Annotated in this window: 13 protein-coding genes; all 13 read right to left on the bottom strand. The window is 63.9% G+C overall.

Annotation, left to right across the window (positions count from 1 at the left end; genetic code table 11):
• Nucleotides 1-42 precede the first annotated feature (42 nt).
• Nucleotides 43-957: a cytochrome-c oxidase, cbb3-type subunit III gene (gene ccoP, locus KHO41_RS03765; protein WP_211951975.1), complete on the bottom strand. Its 915-nt coding sequence runs from the start codon at nt 955-957 to the stop codon at nt 43-45.
• Nucleotides 958-959: 2 nt separating this feature from the next.
• Nucleotides 960-1,124, bottom strand: a complete 165-nt coding sequence (locus tag KHO41_RS03760; protein WP_211951974.1) for a cbb3-type cytochrome oxidase subunit 3 — start codon at nt 1,122-1,124, stop codon at nt 960-962.
• Between the two features lie 3 nt (nt 1,125-1,127).
• Nucleotides 1,128-1,790 carry a cytochrome-c oxidase, cbb3-type subunit II gene (ccoO, locus tag KHO41_RS03755; RefSeq protein WP_211951973.1) on the bottom strand — a complete coding sequence of 221 codons (663 nt, stop codon included), beginning with the start codon at nt 1,788-1,790 and terminating at the stop codon, nt 1,128-1,130.
• Between the two features lie 18 nt (nt 1,791-1,808).
• On the bottom strand, nt 1,809-3,257 hold the full coding sequence (gene ccoN / locus KHO41_RS03750) for a cytochrome-c oxidase, cbb3-type subunit I (RefSeq protein WP_211951972.1): 1,449 nt from the start codon (nt 3,255-3,257) through the stop codon (nt 1,809-1,811).
• A gap of 138 nt (nt 3,258-3,395) precedes the next feature.
• Nucleotides 3,396-3,542 carry a cbb3-type cytochrome oxidase assembly protein CcoS gene (gene ccoS, locus KHO41_RS03745; RefSeq protein ID WP_011298204.1) on the bottom strand — a complete coding sequence of 49 codons (147 nt, stop codon included), beginning with the start codon at nt 3,540-3,542 and terminating at the stop codon, nt 3,396-3,398.
• Between the two features lie 10 nt (nt 3,543-3,552).
• Nucleotides 3,553-6,102 carry a heavy metal translocating P-type ATPase gene (locus KHO41_RS03740; protein ID WP_211951971.1) on the bottom strand — a complete coding sequence of 850 codons (2,550 nt, stop codon included), beginning with the start codon at nt 6,100-6,102 and terminating at the stop codon, nt 3,553-3,555.
• A 102-nt stretch (nt 6,103-6,204) separates the two neighbouring features.
• Nucleotides 6,205-7,302, bottom strand: coding sequence for a cell division protein ZapE (gene zapE / locus KHO41_RS03735; RefSeq protein ID WP_211951970.1), 1,098 nt, complete (start codon nt 7,300-7,302; stop codon nt 6,205-6,207).
• 163 nt (nt 7,303-7,465) lie between these two features.
• On the bottom strand, nt 7,466-8,890 hold the full coding sequence (gene lpdA, locus KHO41_RS03730; RefSeq protein ID WP_211951969.1) for a dihydrolipoyl dehydrogenase: 1,425 nt from the start codon (nt 8,888-8,890) through the stop codon (nt 7,466-7,468).
• A gap of 106 nt (nt 8,891-8,996) precedes the next feature.
• On the bottom strand, nt 8,997-10,256 hold the full coding sequence (gene odhB, locus KHO41_RS03725; protein WP_211951968.1) for a 2-oxoglutarate dehydrogenase complex dihydrolipoyllysine-residue succinyltransferase: 1,260 nt from the start codon (nt 10,254-10,256) through the stop codon (nt 8,997-8,999).
• An 87-nt stretch (nt 10,257-10,343) separates the two neighbouring features.
• On the bottom strand, nt 10,344-13,196 hold the full coding sequence (locus KHO41_RS03720) for a 2-oxoglutarate dehydrogenase E1 component (RefSeq protein ID WP_011298209.1): 2,853 nt from the start codon (nt 13,194-13,196) through the stop codon (nt 10,344-10,346).
• Between the two features lie 310 nt (nt 13,197-13,506).
• Complete coding sequence (gene ugpQ / locus KHO41_RS03715; RefSeq protein WP_211951967.1) at nt 13,507-14,274, bottom strand: glycerophosphodiester phosphodiesterase; 768 nt, start codon at nt 14,272-14,274, stop codon at nt 13,507-13,509.
• 2 nt (nt 14,275-14,276) lie between these two features.
• The gene (locus tag KHO41_RS03710) at nt 14,277-15,383 is read right to left on the bottom strand and encodes a sn-glycerol-3-phosphate import ATP-binding protein UgpC (protein WP_211951966.1); all 1,107 of its coding nucleotides are present in this window, start codon (nt 15,381-15,383) and stop codon (nt 14,277-14,279) included.
• Nucleotides 15,384-15,431: 48 nt separating this feature from the next.
• Nucleotides 15,432-16,280: a sn-glycerol-3-phosphate ABC transporter permease UgpE gene (ugpE, locus tag KHO41_RS03705; RefSeq protein ID WP_211951965.1), complete on the bottom strand. Its 849-nt coding sequence runs from the start codon at nt 16,278-16,280 to the stop codon at nt 15,432-15,434.
• Nucleotides 16,281-16,284 lie beyond the last annotated feature (4 nt).

The following is a 16,284-nucleotide window of genomic DNA, read 5'->3' as shown; positions in this document are numbered from 1 at the left end:
CCCCCTCATGCCACATAGCGCGCCCGCGACCTGAGTCTGTGATCATTGCCCAGCGCCTCCGGTATTCGAAAGGCCCCAGACGTAGGCCGTCAGCATGCGGATGCGCTCGGGCGTCAGGATTTCCTCATGCGCCGGCATGTGGTTGTTGTGGCCCTTCAGGATGGCTTCGACGATGCTGCCTTCCGAGCTGCCGTACAGCCATACGTTGTCCGAAAGGTTCGGCGCGCCGAGTGCCTGATTGCCCTTGCCGGTCGCGCCATGGCATGCCGCGCAGGTGGACTTGAAGGTGCTCTCGCCCCGCGACGCACGGATCGGATCGGACGACAGCCCCGACAGCGAACGCACGTACTGTGCGACATCCCCGGCCAGCTTGCCGTCGATCGTCGACGCAAACGGCGGCATCATGCCGTTGCGACCCTTGGTGATGGTCTGCTGGATGGTTTCCGGTTCGCCACCATAGAGCCAGTCATGGTCCGTCAGATTCGGAAAGCCGCGGCTGCCGCGTGCATCGGAGCCATGGCATTGCGCGCAGTAGTTCAGGAACAGACGCTGGCCGATCTCACGTGCCTGCGGGTCCGCCGCCACTTTCTTGACATCCATATTCAGGTACTTGGCATAGATATCGTGCTGCAGCTTTTCCTGCGCCTGCTGGTTTGCGGCCAGTTCCCCTTGCGTGGAGAACTTCAGCACACCAGCGTAGGAACCCAGCCCCGGATACAGGACAAGGTAGACCAGGCCAAAGATGCAGGCCAGCAGAAACATCCACATCCACCAGCGTGGCAACGGGTTGTTCAGCTCGCGCAGATCGCCGTCCCAGACATGGCCGGTGTCATCGCCGCCGTTGGCGACCTTGGTGACTTTGCGCTGGGAGAACAGCAGCCACACGCACCACACGATCCCCACCAGCGCGATGGCAGCGATGTAGTAGCTCCAGTAATCGGAAAAGAAATCGCTCATGACTAGGTATTCCGGCTCGATGTTGTGTGGATCTCGTCAGGCAGTGCGAACGGGAGCATGGCGGACTCGTGGTTGGCGGCCTGCCGGCCTTTCGACCAGGCCCACCAGCAGATCCCGAGGAACACGACCATCGACACGACCGTGAAAAAGGCAGTCAGCATCGCCATGGCTTACTCCTTCGCAGGCGCGGCAGCGGCTGCTTCCACACGTACGTTGCGGCGATTGGTGCCCAGGCCCTGGAGGTACGCCACCAGCGCGTCCTCTTCGGTCTTGCCCTTGATTTCCTCCGGCGCCTTGGCGATTTCAGCCTCGGTGTACGGCACGCCAAGGCGACTCAGCGCGCGCATGCGGGCCTGGACGTCGTTGGTGGGCAACTGTGCCTTCTCGAGCCATGGGTAAGACGGCATCACCGATTCCGGCACCACGTCACGCGGGTTGCGCAAGTGGATGCGCTGCCAGTCGTCGGAATAGCGGCCACCGACGCGTGCCAGGTCAGGACCGGTACGCTTCGAGCCCCACAGGAACGGGTGGTCGTAGACCGACTCGCCCGCCGTCGAGAAATGGCCATAGCGCTCGGTTTCGGCCTGCAGCGTACGCACCTGCTGCGAGTGGCAGCCGACGCAGCCTTCGCGGATGTAGATATCGCGGCCCATCAGCCGAAGCGGCGAGTATGGCTTGATCCCGACATCGGGCTCGGTGGTGGAATGCTGGAAGAACAGCGGCACGATCTGCACCAGGCCGGCGATGCTGACCACCAGGATCGTGCAGACGATCAGCCAGCCGATGTTCTTCTCCAGCGTTTCGTGGGAAAAGAAGCTTTGTTTTGCGGACATCGTTTCTATCCTGATGGATCAGTGGGCGGAGGCGGGAATGCTGACCGGGATCGGCGCATCCACCGCGCGCTTGCCGATGATGGTCTTCGCGACGTTGTAGGCCATCAGCAGCATGCCGGACAGGAAGCAGATGCCGCCGAGCAGACGGATCAGGTAGAACGGATACTTGGCCTTGACCGCTTCAACGAATGCGTAGGTCAGCGTGCCGTCGGGCTGCGTGGCGCGCCACATCAGGCCTTCCATCACACCGGCGATCCACATCGAGGCGATATAGAGCACCACGCCGATCGTGGCGATCCAGAAATGCCATTCGATCAGGCGCACGCTGTACATCTGCTTCTCGCCGAACAGGCGCGGGATCAGGTAGTAGAGCGAGCCGATCGAGATCATCGCGACCCAGCCCAGCGCCCCCGAGTGCACGTGGCCGATGGTCCAGTCCGTGTAGTGCGAGAGCGCGTTGACGGTCTTGATCGACATCATCGAGCCTTCGAACGTGGCCATGCCGTAGAACGACAGCGCCACCACCAGGAACTTCAGGATCGGGTCGGTACGCAGTTTGTGCCAGGCGCCCGACAGCGTCATGATCCCGTTGATCATGCCGCCCCACGACGGCGCCAGCAGGATCAGCGAGAACACCATGCCCAGCGACTGCGCCCAGTCAGGCAGCGCGGTGTACTGCAGGTGGTGCGGGCCGGCCCACATGTATGTGAAGTTCAGCGCCCAGAAGTGGACGATCGACAGGCGATACGAGTAGATGGGCCGTTCGGCCTGCTTCGGGATGAAGTAGTACATCATGCCCAGGAAGCTGGTGGTCAGGAAGAAGCCCACGGCGTTATGGCCGTACCACCACTGGATCATCGCGTCCTGCACGCCGGCATAGGCCGAGTAGGACTTCCACATCGACACCGGCATCTCGATGTTGTTGACGATATGCAGGATCGCGATCGTCAGGATGTACGCGCCGAAGAACCAGTTGGCAACGTAGATATGCCGGGTCTTGCGCTTGACGATGGTGCCGAAGAACACGATGGCGTAGGCAACCCAGACCGCCGTGATCAGCAGGTCGATCGGCCATTCAAGTTCGGCATATTCCTTCGAACTGGTGATGCCCAGCGGCAGCGTGATGGCAGCCGCGACGATCACCAGTTGCCAGCCCCAGAACGTGAAGGCGGCGAGCGGGCCGCAGAACAGGCGAGCCTGGCAGGTACGCTGGACCACGTAGTACGAGGTCGCGAACAGCGCGCTGCCACCGAATGCGAAGATCACCGCATTGGTATGCAGTGGTCGCAACCGGCCGAACGACAGCCATGGCGTGTTGAAGTTAAGATCCGGCCAAATCAGCTGCGCTGCGAGCAGCACGCCGACGGCCATGCCGACGATCCCCCAGACTACCGTCATGACAGCGAACTGTCTTACGACGCCGTAATTGAAGGTGTCGACGCGTGAAGACGCGGCTGAGACATCCATTCAGACCCCCACAGAAAGAAGAATAAACCGATTGACGTTGTGACTTTATGGAACCAACGCTCTTGCCGCGTTGATCTTTATCAAGTTGCGCGGGTTGCCCCTGAACCTATCTCCGCATGGCAAGTCCGTGAGCCCGATTCAGGGCTTGTCGTTGTCCAGCAGAATGGCCTCTCCCGGCCGGTCGAGATCGTCGTATTGCCCCGCGTGCAGCGCCCACCACAGCGCACCGGCGATGACGACGACAAGGACCAGGCTCATTGGCACCAGCAAGTACAGCGTTTCCATTCCCAGACTCCTAGACTCCGTTTCTGCCCGCGCGCAAAAGGCGCCAGGCATTGGCCACCACCAGCAGCGACGACACCGACATGCCGATCCCGGCCATCCACGCCGTGACAACGCCCGTGGCTGCCAGCGGAATGGCAACCACGTTGTAGAAGAAGGCCCAGCCAAGGTTCTGCCGCACCACGCGGCGGGTCTGACGCGCCAGCGCAAGCGCCTGTGCGATCTCGGCGACGTTGCCGTGGGTCAGGACCGCATCGGCACCCGCCTGCGCAAGCGGAGCGCCACTGCCGATGGCGATCGACACCTGCGCCTGCGCAAGAACCGGCGCGTCGTTGATGCCGTCGCCGACGGCCAGGACCACGGCGCCCTCGCGCTGAAGCTTCGCGACATATTCGCGCTTGCCTTCCGGTGACACGGCGCCGACGGCGTGGGCCATGCCGAAGCGAGAGGCCCACCATTGCACGGTCTCGACGCTGTCGCCGCTGACCAGGTGGCAACGCGCCCCATATCGGCTCAGTGCCTCCAGCAGTTGCGGCGTCGACTCCCGCGCCTTGTCGGACAACGCGAAGACAGCCAGCATGCCCGCTTCACCGCCGAGCCATACCTGCGTCGCCCCCGGACCCGAAGCGGTGTCTGCCTCTTTGATCTGCTCCTCACCGTTTGCACTGCGGATTCCGGCCACAAAGGCGGCGCGCCCGAGTCGAAAGCGCTTGCCGTGTATTTCAGCCTCGACCCCCTGCCCCGGCACATTGCGTACGGTGGCCATGGACACGCCGCCGATATCGGCACCAGCGCTGCCAGCGGCGCTAACCAGCGCCCGCCCTATCGGATGTTCACTGCCCGCCTCCATAGCCGCCGCCAGCGTCAGGCATTGGGCCGCAGGCATGGGCCCGAGCGTCTGTTGCCCCGTCAGCGCAAAGCATCCTTCGGTCAAGGTACCGGTCTTGTCCAACACGACATCCGTCACACGTGCCAGCGTCTCCAGCGCATGCGATCGCGTCAGCAACAGGCCTCGTCGCGACAGCGCGGCGCCGGCTGCAGCCAGCGCCGCCGGCGTGGCAAGGGAAAGCGCGCAGGGGCAACTGACGACCAGCACCGCAACGGTGACCAGCAGGGCCCGTGAAGGATCGATCCAGAGCGCCCACACCACGCCGGTCATTGCCGCCAGCGCGAGCAGCGTCGCCACGAACCAGGCGGCGACACGGTCAGCCAGCGCCGCCAGGTGCGGCTTTTCAGCCAGCGCGCGATCGAGCACGGCCACGATCTCGGCCAGGCGCGTGCCCGCGCCGACGCGGGCCACGGCGATTTCCAGCGGGCTCGCGGTGTTGTAGCAGCCCGCCAGCGCGATGTCCCCGACACTACGGTGCACCGGCCGGCTCTCACCGGTCAGCATGGATTCATCGAGTTCGCTCGCGCCCGAGACGATCGTGCCGTCGGCGGGGATGATCTCCCCCGCCCTGACCCGGATGCGGTCTCCGCACTGCAGGCGCGCGACCGGTACACGCTCCGGTGCCGAGCCTTCCACGCTGAGCCGCTCACAGGTGGCCGGCAACTGCCGCGCCAGCATTTCAGCGCCACTGCGCGAGGCTTGCCGCACACGCAACTCCAGATAGCGCGCGGCCAGCAGGAACGCGACGAACATCGTCACCGAATCGAAATACACCTCACCGGCGCCGCGCACTGTCGCCACGGTGCTAGCGACGAAACCGGCGGCAACGCCGATCGCGACCGGCACGTCCATGCCCATATGCCGTTGGCGCAGGCTGCGCCAGGCACCGGAGAAGATCGGCGACGCCGAATAGAAAACGACCGGCAGCGTCAGGGCCAGGCTGGCCCAGCGCATCAGTTGCAGCATGCCGGGGTCGATCGTGGCCTCGTGGGTGTAGATCGGCCACGCATACATCATCACCTGCATCATGCCGAGCATGGCTACCGCCATGCGCATCAGCAGGCTGCGACGCGCGCGGCGGTCGGCCTGATCGCTGCGGGAGACCTCGAACGGCCATGCTACGTAGCCGATGTCGGCCAATGCGGCCAGCAGAGCGGAAACCGTCTGCTCCGCATCGCGCCATCGCACAACGACGCGGCGTGTCGCCACATTCGCAATCGTCGATTCCACACCAGGCAGGCGGCCCAGATGCTGCTCGATCAGCCAGGCGCAGGCCGCACAACGGATGTTTTCGGGTGCCAGCGTGATCTCGGCGCGGCCGCCGTCGAGCAGGCGTACGAACTGGCTGCGAAGTTCAGGGGTATCGTAGGCCGCCCACACCGGTTCCGATTCCCGCCTGGCGGCGTCATCGATGGGACGGGCAAAGCGCGCCTCGTCGCCGTAGAGGTGGGCAAAGCCTGAGGAGTGCAGCGTGCGTGCCAGCGTCTGGCATCCGCCACAGCAGAATACGCGCCGCTGGCCGTCCATTTCCTCCGCCAGCACCTGGCCCGCGGGAACTGGCTGACCACAATGGAAACACGCCGACCGTGCGGCCGGCGCAGGGCGGTTGGCCGAGGCGTTCTGGAAGGCAGACGACGAGGCGTCTGCGAGGAGGGTGGCGTGCGGGGCGGACATGGAGATCTTTTTTTACCCGTTGGAGGGTATATGCCGATCTCCAAATCGGCCTTGATATAGGTCAATCTCGGCCGGCTGCCCCAGCAAACCGGCGCGCAACGCTCAGGTGAGCGAGGTATCCATAGTGCGCCGCTCGGATTCCAGGTACTCGCGAGACTGCATCTCGACAATGCGCGAGACCGTACGGTGGAATTCGCTGGCCATCTGGCCTTCGACGTAAAGCTCATCCGCCGGCACCTCGGCGGACATCAGCAGCTTGACCTTGTGGTCGTAGAAGACGTCGATGAGCCACGTAAACCGGCGCGCTTCTGACGACATCCGCGGCGTCATGCGCGGAACATCGGACAAAATCACCGTATGGAACTGAGATGCCAGCTCCAGGTAGTCGTTCTGCGAGCGCGGGCCACCACACAGCGTCGCGAAGTCAAACCAGACCACGCCGTTCGCCTTGCGCAACGCGCGCAGTTCGCGGTGTTCGATATGCAGTACCGGCGACTCATCGGCCACGCCCGCAATGGACGTAAAGGCATCGCGCAGCGCCGAGTTGGCCTTGGCGTCGAGCGGCGTGTGATACGCGTCCACCTGTTCCAGCGCACGCTTGCGATAGTCGATGCCGGCATCGACATTAAGCACGTCGAGCTTCTGCTGGAGCAGCGCAATGGCAGGCAACACGCGGTCACGGTGCAGGCCGTCCGGATACAGCAGATCGGGACGGTAGTTGGACGTCATGACGAACTGCACGCCGTTCTCGAACATCTGCTGCAGCAGCCGGTGCAGCATCATGGCATCCGCGACGTCACTGACGTGGAACTCATCGAAGCAGATCAGGCGGTAGCGCCGCGCGATCCGCTTGGCCAGTTCGTCCAGCGGGTCGGGGCGTCCGCGCAGCTCTTCCAGCTGGCGATGCACCTCGCGCATGAACTCATGAAAGTGCAGGCGGGTCTTGCGCACGACCGGAACGCAGGTATAGAAGCTGTCCATCAGGAACGACTTCCCGCGCCCCACCCCGCCCCACAGGTACACGCCCTTGGGCACTTCGGGGTGAACCAGCAGCTTGCGAATGGCATTGCTGCGCCGGCTCTTGTAGGCCACCCATTCGTCGTAGCACTGCTGCAGGCGGGCCACGGCGCGCAATTGCGCCTCGTCGGAATGGTAGCCGCGCTCCTTCAGTTCCTTCTCGTAGTACTCGCTGACGTTCATGCTGGCTGTTTCGTTCTGGACTGCGCGTGAAAGGTGCTGCCGCCCCCTCCCCGGCCATGCCCGGAACTGTTTCGATCCGGCATGGTTTGCAAGTGAAAACGGCGCGCCGCTGTTGCGGCGCGCCGGTGCTCAGGCAAATGCAGGCAAATGCAGGCAAATGCCTTTACATATTGAGCTGACGCTTGTCGACGGCCAGCGCGGCTTCGCGCATGACTTCCGACATCGACGGGTGCGGGTGACAGACGCGGCCGATATCTTCGCTGGCGGCCTTGAACTCCATTGCCACGACGGCTTCGGCGATCAGATCCGACGCGTTGGCGGCAACGATGTGCACGCCCAGGATCTCGTCGGTCTTGGCGTCGGCCAGCATCTTGACGAAGCCTTCCGGATGGCCCATGCCCAGTGCACGGCCATTGGCCATGAACGGGAACTGGCCAGCCTTGAACTCGCGGCCTTCGGCCTTGAGCTGGGCTTCGGTCTTGCCGACCCATGCGATTTCCGGGAAGGTGTAGATCACCCACGGAACGCAGTTGTAGTCGATATGCGGCTTCTGGCCGGCGATGCGCTCGGCCACGGCCACGCCTTCGTCCTCGGCCTTGTGCGCGAGCATCGGGCCACGCACCACGTCGCCGATGGCCCACAGACCCGGCACCTTGGTGGCGCAGTGGTCGTCGACTTCGATGAAGCCACGCTGGTCAGCGGCCAGGCCGACAGCCTCCAGGCCCAGGTTGTCGGTGTTCGGCACGCGGCCGACCGACACGATCAGGCGATCGACTTCCAGGGTCTGGGCAGCGCCGTCCTTGTCGGTGTACTTGACGGTCACGCCACTCTTGCCGGTCGCCACTTCGTCAACCTTCACGCCGAGGCTGAACTTCAGGCCCTGCTTGGTCAGCTGCTTCTGCGCTTCCTTGGCCACGCCTTCGTCAGCGGCGCCCAGGAATGCGGGCAGCGCTTCCAGCACGGTCACTTCGGCACCGAGGCGGCGCCAAACCGAACCCAGCTCCAGGCCGATCACGCCGGCGCCAATCACGCCCAGCTTCTTCGGCACTGCGGGGAACTTGAGCGCGCCTTCGTTATCGCTGACCAGGTCGTTGTCGACCGTGATACCCGGCAGATGGCGAGCCTTCGAACCGGTGGCGATGATGACTTGCTTGGCGGTCACGACTTCACCGGCAACCTCGACCTGGAAGCCCTCGGCGGTCTTGCCGACGAACTTGCCGTAGCCCTTGAGCAGCGTCACCTTGTTCTTGCGGAACAGGAACTCGATGCCCTTGGTCATCTTGCCGACGATGTCGTCCTTGCGCTTGAGCATCTTGGACACGTCGACCTTGACGTCGCCCACGGTGATGCCGTGGTCGGCCAGGTGGTGCTGGGCGTTCTCGAATTCTTCCGAGGAAGCCAGCAGCGCCTTCGAGGGGATGCAACCCACGTTCAGGCAGGTGCCGCCGAGACGCGGTTCGTTCTTGGGATCGTCGTAGGCGTTGCCTTCGCAGCAGGCCACGTTCAGGCCGAGCTGGCCGGCACGGATGGCGGCGATATAGCCGCCGGGGCCGGCGCCGATCACCAGCACGTCGAATTGTTTGCTCATGGAAATTCCTTTCTGGGCGCCGGCAGCAACTTGTGCCGGCGCACCGTCAACACTGGGAACGCGCCCCGCGCGGCCGATTGCGGCAAGCGCGCGGGGGAACCGGTTCTTACAGATCCAGCAGCAGGCGGGCCGGATCTTCCAGCGCTTCCTTCATCGCCACCAGGCCCAGCACGGCTTCGCGGCCATCGATGATGCGGTGGTCATACGACATGGCCAGGTAGTTCATCGGACGGATGACGATCTGACCGTCTTCCACCACGGCGCGGTCCTTCGTGGCGTGCACGCCCAGGATGGCCGATTGCGGCGGGTTGATGATCGGGGTCGACAGCATCGAACCGAAGGTGCCGCCGTTCGAGATCGAGAACGTACCGCCGGTCAGCTCTTCCAGCGACAGCTTGCCGTCGCGGGCCTTGGTGCCGTACTCGGCGATCTTCTTCTCGATGTCGGCCAGGCTCATCTGGTCGGCATTGCGCAGGATCGGCACCACCAGGCCACGCGGCGAGCCGACAGCGATACCGATGTCGAAGTAGCCGTGGTAGACGATGTCGTTGCCATCGACCGAGGCGTTGATGATCGGGTACTTCTTCAGCGCGTGGACAGCAGCCTTGACGAAGAACGACATGAAGCCGAGCTTCACGCCGTGTTCCTTCTCGAAGCGGTCCTTGTACTTGTTGCGCAGATCCATCACCGGCTTCATGTTCACTTCATTGAAGGTGGTGAGGATGGCGTTGGTCGACTGCGACTGCACCAGGCGCTCGGCAATACGGGCACGCAGGCGGCTCATCGGCACGCGCTCTTCCGGACGGTCGCCCAGCGCGGCGAAGTCCACGTTCGCGGCAACTTGCGGCAGGGCCGGCTTGGCAGCGGCCGGAGCCGGAGCAGCCTTGGCGGCCGGTGCAGGAGCCGGAGCAGCCGAAGCGCCCAGCACGTCGCCCTTGGTGATGCGGCCATCCTTGCCGGTGCCGGCAACCTGGCCAGCCGACAGGCCGGCTTCGGCCATCAGCTTGGCAGCCGACGGCATGGCGACCGCGCCAGCGGCGGCCGGCGCAGCAGCGGCGGCCGCAGCCGGAGCGGCAGCGGCAGGAGCCGGTGCGGCGGCGGCGGGAGCCGCGGCGCCAGCGGTGGCTTCGGTGTCGATCTTGGCGATCAGTTCATCGGCCACGACGGTGTCGCCGTCGTTCTTGATGATCTGCGACAGCACGCCGGCCGACGGTGCCGGCACTTCCAGCACGACCTTGTCGGTCTCGATTTCGATCAGGATCTCGTCCTGGGCGACGGCTTCGCCTGGCTTCTTCTTCCAGTTCAGCATGGTCGCTTCGGCGACCGATTCGGACAGTTGCGGAACCTTGACGTCAACAATAGCCATGGTTGTGAATTCCTCGATGTATGCGTTTTGTTCTTCAGGCAGGAAAGAACACGGCGGTCACCTGCGAGCGCCGCCGTGCTGCCACATTTACTTGGTCAGGACAAAGCCCTTGAGCTTCGAGAAAGCCGCGTCCAGCAGCGCCTTCTGTTGCTCGTTGTGCTTTGCGTAGTAGCCCACTGCCGGCGAAGCGGAAGCGGGACGACCGGCATAACCGAGCTTCTGGCCTTCCGTCATGTTTTCCATGATGTAGTGCTGCACGAAGAACCAGGCACCCTGGTTCTGCGGCTCGTCCTGGCACCACAGGATTTCGTTGGCGTTCGGGTACTTCTTGAGCTCCGTGGCCAGCGCCTTGTGCGGGAACGGATACAGCTGTTCCACGCGGATGATCGCGGTGTCGTTCGCCTCGCGTTCCTTGCGCGTGTTGACCAGGTCGTAGTAGACCTTGCCCGAGCACATGATCACGCGCTTGACCTTGCTGGCGTTCAGTTCCTCGTGGTCGGGGATGACCGTTTCGAAGTGACCCTTGGCCAGGTCGGACAGCGGCGAGACGGCGTCCTTGTTACGCAGCAGCGACTTCGGCGTCATGATCACCAGCGGCTTGCGGAACAGACGGATCATCTGGCGACGCAGCAGGTGGAAGATCTGGGCCGGCGTGGTCGGCTGGCAGACCTGCATGTTGTGGTCCGCGCAGAGTTGCAGGAAGCGCTCGATACGTGCCGAGCTGTGCTCCGGACCCTGGCCTTCGTAGCCGTGCGGCAGCATCAGCGTCAGGCCCGAGGCACGGCCCCACTTCACTTCACCCGACGAGATGAACTGGTCGATCACGACCTGCGCGCCGTTGACGAAGTCACCGAACTGGGCTTCCCAGATCACCATCGCGTTCGGTTCGGCAGCCGAGTAGCCGTATTCGAAGCCGAGCACGGCTTCTTCCGACAGCACCGAATCGATCACCGTGAACGGTGCCTGGTTTTCCGACACGTTCTGCAGCGGCACATACGAGCCGGCATCCCAGCGCTCACGGGCCTGGTCGTGCAGCACGGCGTGGCGGTGCGTGAAGGTGCCGCGGCCGGCGTCCTGGCCGGTGATACGCACCGGGTAGCCCGATGCCACCAGCGAGGCGAAGGCCAGGTGTTCACCCATGCCCCAGTCCAGCGGCTGGTCGCCGCGGCCCATGTTGGCGCGGTCCTTGACGACCTTCTCCACCAGCGGGTGCAGCTTCAGCGTCTCAGGCGTGGTGGTGATGCGCTCGGCCAGGCGCTTCAGCTCGGTCACCGGCACGGCAGTGTCGGCAGCATCGGTCCACTTGCGGTTCAGGAACGGCATCCAGTCCACGGCGAACTTGTTCTTGAAGTTCGACAGGACGGGGTCGGAGGTATGCTTGCCGGCGTCCATCGCGGCGCGGTATTCCTTGACCTTCTGGTCACCGAAGTCGGCCGGGACCAGGTTCTGCGCAACCAGCTTGTCGGCGTACAGCTTGCGCGTGCCCGGATGCTGGCTGATCTTCTTGTACATCAGCGGCTGCGTGACGGCCGGGGTGTCCTGCTCGTTGTGGCCCAGCTTGCGGAAGCAGATGATGTCGACCACGACGTCCTTGTTGAATTCCATGCGGAAATCAACAGCGAGCTGCATGGCGTACACCACGGCTTCGGGATCGTCGCCGTTCACGTGCAGCACCGGCGCCTCGATCATCTTGACCACGTCCGTGCAGTACAGCGTCGAACGGGCGTCGCGCGGATCGGAGGTGGTGAAGCCGATCTGGTTGTTGATGACGATGTGCATCGAGCCGCCCGTGCCGTAGCCGCGGGTCTGCGCGAGGTTCAGCGTCTCCATCACCACGCCCTGGCCGGCAAAGGCCGCGTCGCCGTGCACTTGCACCGGCAGCACTTCCTTGTGACCGGCGTCGCCGCGGCGCTCCTGGCGCGCCTTGGACGAGCCCTCGACCACCGGGTTGACGATTTCCAGGTGCGACGGGTTGAACGCGAGCGACAGGTGAACCGGGCCACCTTGCGTCGAGACATCGCTCGAGAAGCCCTTGTGGTACTTGACGTCACCGGCCGGCAGGTCATCGACGTGCTTGCCTTCGAATTCGGCGAACAGGTCAGCGGGCATCTTGCCCAGCGTATTGACCAGCACGTTCAGGCGGCCGCGGTGGGCCATGCCGATCACGATTTCCTGCACGCCCTTGCTGCCCGCTTCCTGGATCAGCTCGTCCATGGCTGCGATGAAGCTCTCGCCACCTTCGAGCGAGAAGCGCTTCTGGCCGACGTACTTGGTGTGGAGGAAGCGCTCCAGGCCTTCGGCCGCGGTCAGGCGGTCCAGGATGTGCTTCTTCTTTTCCAGCGTGAAGACCGGCTTGGAACGCGTGGATTCCAGGCGCTCCTGCCACCAGCGCTTTTGCGCCTGGTCGCTCACATACATGAATTCGGCGCCGATGGTGCCGCAGTAGGTTTCGCGCAGGTTGTTCAGCAACTCGCGCAGGCTCATCGACTCCTTGCCAAAGTAGGTATTGCTGGCATTGAAGACGATGTCGAGATCAGCTTCGGAGAAGCCGTAGAAAGCCGGGTCCAGATCCGGCAGAGGCGGACGCTCCTGGCGCTTGAGCGGGTCCAGGTCGGCCCAGTGCGAACCGATGTTGCGGTAGGCGGCGATCAGCTGGGTGGCAGCGACGCGCTTGCGGCCCATGTCGGAATCGGCCGAGGCAACGATGGTCTTGATGGGGCCTGCCTTGGCGCGCTCGGCGAACGAGGCAACGATGGGAGCGTGCGGAACGTCACGCGAATTGGAACCATCGACGGCCGGGACGTTCTGCATCGCGTCGAAATACGCGCGCCAGTTGTCGGGAACCGAAGTGGGATTCTGGAGATAGGCTTCGTACAGCTCTTCAACGTACGGGGCGTTGCCGCCGAAGAGATACGAATTGCTCTGATACTGCTGCATCATGGGACGCTCACTTTTCTCCGGGTATGCCGGAGTTCAGCGGGTTATTCAACCTTCCGCGACACGGCTTGACCGGTTAGCGGATCGCAAACAACTCTTGGGAGCCCAACGAACGGCCCTTGGACAAACGGCACCACTAGGGCGCCGGAGTATAAGTGCCGCCACAAGGCCCGAAAGGGCAAGTTGTGCGGGGAAGGACCTAAGTCTTCACGGCGGTAAGAATAGCACGTTTGCTTGTGCGCTATGTGGACTTTTCGCGATGTGGTATTACACGCCGCATTAATTCGCGTCTCAAACAACAGATCCGCAACAATTAGCCGGCCGGGAAAATGGTATCGACAGCATCCGTAATCAGTCCGTCGAGCCCCCAGCCGACCAGTTCGGCAGCCCGCCCCGCGTCGTTCACGGTATAGCTGAGCACCTTCAGGCCCGCAGCATGAGCCGCGGCGATGACCTGCGCGTCCAGCACCTTGTGGTTGGCATCGAGCGCGACGCAACCGAGCGCTTGTGCGCGGGCAAGCCAGTCGGGCGGCAGCGCATCGACCAGCAAGGCGCGCGGCAATTCCGGCACGGCCAGCCGCGCCGCGGCCAGCGCGTCTTCTGAAAACGACGACAGCAGCGGCGGCACGTCAGCTCCACGCCACATGGAACGGGCATCCAGCGCGACGGCCGCGCCAGTCTCCGTTTCCCGCCCCGGGACAGGCTTGATCTCGATATTGCAGAGAAGCCCGTTGGCTCGCGTATAGCGCACGATGGCGGCCAGGGTCGGCACCGGCTCGCCGGCGTATCCGGGGCTGTGCCACGCTCCGGCATCGAGCTGAGCCAACTCGCCGAGCGTCAGCGCATCGACACGACCGGTACCGCTAGTGGTCCGATCCAGCGTGGCATCGTGCATCAGCACCGCCCTGCCGTCCGCGCTCAGCTTCACGTCGAACTCGAACATCCGGTAGCCGAACGACGCGCCGAGGCGGAAGGCAGCCAGCGTGTTCTCGGGCGCGAGCTTGCCGGCTCCGCGGTGCGCGATGTGGCGCGGGTACGGCCAGTTGGCCGCCGTAACCGGCGCGAATTGCGGTGCATCCATGCTCAGGCCTCGATGCGCTTGCCCGACTGGGCGTCAAAGAAGTGAAGGTGGTCGGGCGACGATGTCACCGGCAGCTTGTCGCCGGCGCGCACCCGGGCATGGCTGTCCAGCCGTACGACGATGGGCTGGCCACCCAGTGATCCGTAGGCGAAAGAATCCGCACCCAACGCTTCGACCACCCGCACGTCGACTTCGGCAATCGCTTCATGTGCGGCGCACGGCTCGATATGCTCGGGCCGCAGGCCGAGCAATGCTTCACCGGGCAGATGCAAACCCATGGGCAGGTGACCAAGCGTCGCTTCGCTGGTGCCGCCCTCTTTCGCGATCACTCGCATCTGCGCCCCGCCCGCCCCCGCCGCGCCGCCGTTGCGCGCGACCGGGACCAGATTCATCGGCGGCGAACCGATAAATCCAGCCACGAAGGTACTGGCCGGGCGCGTGTAGACCTCCAGCGGCGTGCCGATCTGTTCGACGCGGCCGCCATTGAGCACCATCATGCGGTCAGCCAGTGTCATGGCCTCGACCTGGTCATGCGTCACATAAAGGCTCGTTGTACCGAGGCGCCGATGCAGCTCCTTGAGCTCCAGGCGCATCTGCACGCGCAGTTTGGCATCGAGGTTCGACAACGGCTCGTCGAACAGGAACACCGACGGCTCGCGCACGATGGCACGCCCCATCGCCACGCGCTGGCGCTGGCCTCCGGAAAGCTGCCGGGGCTTGCGGTCCAGCAGCGGTGCAAGTTCGAGAATGCCGGCCGCATGTTTGACGCGCTGCTCGATCTCGGCCTTGGCCATGCCGCGGATCTTGAGCCCGTATGCCATGTTGTCGTACACGCTCATATGCGGGTACAGCGCGTAGTTCTGGAACACCATGGCGATGTCGCGCTCCGCCGGCTCCAGATTGTTGACGACCCGGTCGCCGATATGAATATCCCCGCCGGTGATGGTCTCCAGCCCCGCCACCATACGCAGCAACGTGGATTTCCCGCAGCCCGACGGCCCGACGATGACGATGAACTCGCCGTCGGCGATCTCCATGTCGATACCGTGCACGACCTTGACGTTGCCGGCATAGGTCTTCTGAACATTGCGAAGCGACAGTTTTGCCATTGTGTGTTCCTGTACAACCTGCGTGAATCCAGCCTCCGGATCGCGCGCTCACTTCTCGGTTTCGACCAGTCCCTTGACGAACCACTTCTGCATCAGCACCACGACCACGGCAGGCGGAATCATGGCCAGCATCACGGTGGCCATCACGAGGTTCCAGTCCGTTGCCGCATCGCCCGAGCGCGAGATCATCTGCGTCACGCCGACGACCACCGGCGTCATCGACTTCTGCGTCGTAATCAGCAGCGGCCACAGGTACTGGTTCCAGCCGTAGATGAACTGGATCACGAACAGCGCCGCGATGCTCGTGCGCGACAGCGGCAGCACCACGTCCCAGAAGAAACGCAACGGCCCTGCCCCGTCGATGCGCGCCGCTTCGGCAAGCTCGTCGGGAATCGTCAGGAAGAACTGTCGGAACAGGAACGTGGCCGTGGCCGACGCGATGATCGGAATCGTCAGGCCGAAATAGCTGTCCAGCATGCCGAGGTCCGACACCACCTTGTAGGTCGGAAGGATGCGGACCTCCACCGGCAGCATCAGCGTGATGAAGATCAGCCAGAAGAAGGTCTTGCGCAGCGGGAAGCGGAAATAGACGATCGCGAAGGCCGAGATGATGGAGATCGCGATCTTGCCCAGTGCGATCCCCAGCGCCATGATCAGGCTGTTCTTCATCATCGTGGAGACGGGCGAGGCAGTCTCGCCCACGCCCTGGAACAGCACGGTGCGGTAGTTGTCGATCAGGTGGCTGCCGGGGATCAGCGTCATCGGCGCGTCGAGCACCTGTTCCGCCGTGAGCGTGGATGCCACAAAGGTCAGGTAGATCGGGAACACCACGATCACCATGCCGGCGATCAGCACGACGTGGGACAGGAAATCGAGGAACGGTCGGCGTTCTACCATGGCT

It is taken from the genome of Cupriavidus numazuensis (assembly GCF_905397435.1).
In the GTDB taxonomy this organism is placed as follows: Bacteria; Pseudomonadota; Gammaproteobacteria; order Burkholderiales; family Burkholderiaceae; genus Cupriavidus; species Cupriavidus numazuensis.
Note: the sequence above shows the minus strand (reverse complement) of the source record. Positions and strands in the feature narration are given on the sequence as shown.